Here is a 2,313-nt window from a genome sequence, read left to right on the forward strand (position 1 = left end):
GCCGGGCCGGTGCCGCGGGTGCCGGACGGGCGCCTGTCGGGTGCCGGGCGGTTGCCGCCGCAGGCGCGACCGGTGGCACCCGTCTGGGGGCGGGGTTACGTTCCAGACGCAACCCGACCCCTGAAAGGGAGGCAGCTGTGGACCCCATCATCTGGATCATCATCGGGGTGATCGCGCTGATCATCGCGATCGCGCTCATCGCGATGGCCGTCAAGAGCAGCAACCGGAAGAAGCTCACCGAGGCCGCGGAACTGCGGCGCAGCGCACGAGAACGCGAGCAGCAGCTCGAGCAGCAGGACGCGGTCGTCCGCGAGCAGGAGCACAGGGCGGGCGCAGCCGAGCAGGAGGCCCGTGCGAAGGCCGCCGAGGCCGACAAGCTCCGGGTGGAGGCCGAGCGGCAGCGCGGCACCGTCGACGAGCAGAAGCATGATGTCCGGCGGATGGAACAGACCGCCGAGAAGCTCGATCCCAAGGGCCGTGCTGATGACCTCGACCGCGGTCGCGACCACGGCGACCGGGGCCTCACCCACGATCGAGACCATGGCGGCGACCGGGGTCTGACCCGCGACCGCGACCATGGCGGCGACGGGGGCCTCACCCACGATCGCGACAGGGGCGGCGACCTCACCCATGACCGCGACCGCGGTCACGATCACGGAGGGTTGGCCACCGGGACCGGTATGGGCTCGTCCGCCACTTCCGGGTCCGGTATCGACTCCGGTGACCGGGGCCGCCACGGAGCGGGTGCCGCGGCCGCGGGAGCATCCGGAGTCGGCGCGGGTGACGCCGGCGGGCGTCACGCCCGGACCGACGATGTCCCCGGTGGTTCCGATCCGCAGGCGAGGTCGGGGCACCGGACCGGGACGCCCGGCGACACCGTCGACCCGGACCGTCATCCTGACGACAAGCCGGGAATAGTGGACAAGATGCTGGGCCGGACCCGCGGGGATGAACCCCGCCACTGACCGGAGGAGGCCTCGCGCCTCGGAGAGGCCGCATCGATGAGGGGCCCGTGGGAGAGAGATCTCCCTCGGGCCCTTCGTGTTGACCCCGTCGGCGGTGCGTCAGGCCGAGACGGCCGCGGATCGACCGTTCAGCCCGCGAGCGCCGAACAACGGGCCGTACAGGACGCCGGCGATCAGGGCGCCGACGATCGGTGCCACCCAGAACAGCCACAGCTGGCCCGGTGCGCCGCCCCCGTTGAAGAACGCCACGGCCGTCGACCGTGCCGGGTTCACCGACGTGTTGGTGATCGGGATGGAGATGAGGTGGATCAGCGTCAGTGTGAGGCCGATGGCCGCGGGCGCGAAGCTGGCGGGGGCCCGGCGATCGGTGGCGCCGAGGATGACCCATACGAAGAGGGCCGTGAGCACGATCTCGATGAGCAGCGCCGAGAGCAGGCCGTAGCCGTCGGGCGAGTTGGCCCCGTAGCCGTTGGCGGCCATGCTGCCGGTGGCCTCGAATCCGTCTTTTCCGCTTGCCACGACGAGGATCAGCGCGCCCGCGACCAGACCCCCGACGACCTGACTGACGATGTAGATGGGCACTTTCGCCCAGGGAAGTCGGCCCGCGACCGCGGCGCCGATGGTCACAGCCGGGTTGAAGTGACCGCCCGAGATGTGCCCGAACGCGTACGCGCCGGTGAGGACCGTGAGCCCGAACGCGATCGCGACCCCGAGGTATCCCACGCCGACGGGGACGTCGCCGGTATCGGCGGTGGCGATCTGGACCGCCGCGAACACGGCGGTGCCGCAACCGCCGAGGACGAGCCAGAACGTGCCGATCAGCTCGGCGGCGATGACCGCGGTGATGGCCGGGGCGGTAGACGGGGTTGCCGGGGACGAATCAGACATGAGGTGACCTCCGGTCCTGGCCTCCGTGCGAACGGAGGAGCGGGAACTCCGGGCGTGGGTCCCTGCGCGCTACGCTAGCGCGCTCTATCGGCCGCAGAGAGGTTTCCGCCAGCCGGTGTGTGGCAGGGCCGGAAGGGCGGCCCGAGGGGATCAGGGTGCCAAGAGGTGAGGAAGCGCCTGCCCTGCGGTGGCCCGGACGTGGACCGAGACCTCGGAGCCGAGCCCCGAGGCGCCCGGGTTCACCTCGATCACCGGGATCCGGGCGTCGGCGGCGAGCCCGGGTAGTGACGCCGCGGGGTGGACCAGGCCGGAGGTGCCGACGACGAGCACCGCCGCGGCCGAGGTGACCGCGTCGACCGCAGCGTCCCAGGGCCGGCCCGGGAGCATCTCGCCGAACCACACCACGCCCGGTCGGGCGCGCCCGCCACACCGGTCACAGTTCGGCGGGGTGAGGCGGTCG

At 72.1% G+C, this 2,313-nt stretch carries 3 protein-coding genes; 1 reads left to right on the forward strand and 2 read right to left on the reverse strand.

Features of this window, described 5'->3' with window-relative positions; all coding sequences use genetic code 11:
* The first annotated feature begins 137 nt into the window (after positions 1-137).
* Positions 138-965: a hypothetical protein gene (locus tag G6024_RS01545; RefSeq protein WP_159147709.1), complete on the forward strand. Its 828-nt coding sequence runs from the start codon at positions 138-140 to the stop codon at positions 963-965.
* 99 nt (positions 966-1,064) lie between these two features.
* Here G6024_RS01545 and aqpZ read toward each other — a convergent pair whose 3' ends face one another.
* Together aqpZ and G6024_RS01555 are read right to left on the reverse strand one after the other, a co-directional pair.
* Positions 1,065-1,853: an aquaporin Z gene (aqpZ, locus tag G6024_RS01550; protein ID WP_067718469.1), complete on the reverse strand. Its 789-nt coding sequence runs from the start codon at positions 1,851-1,853 to the stop codon at positions 1,065-1,067.
* 150 nt (positions 1,854-2,003) lie between these two features.
* The coding region (locus G6024_RS01555) for an SIR2 family NAD-dependent protein deacylase (protein ID WP_277355612.1) at positions 2,004-2,313 on the reverse strand (310 nt) is incomplete at its 5' end.

This window comes from Dietzia maris, assembly GCF_014144855.1.
Taxonomy (GTDB): Bacteria; Actinomycetota; Actinomycetes; order Mycobacteriales; family Mycobacteriaceae; genus Dietzia; species Dietzia kunjamensis.

Excerpts from the sequence above, each read along its gene's own strand:
- aqpZ (WP_067718469.1), bottom strand. The coding sequence starts at position 1,853 with ATGTCTGATTCGTCCCCGGCAACCCCGTCTACCGCCCCGGCCATCACC.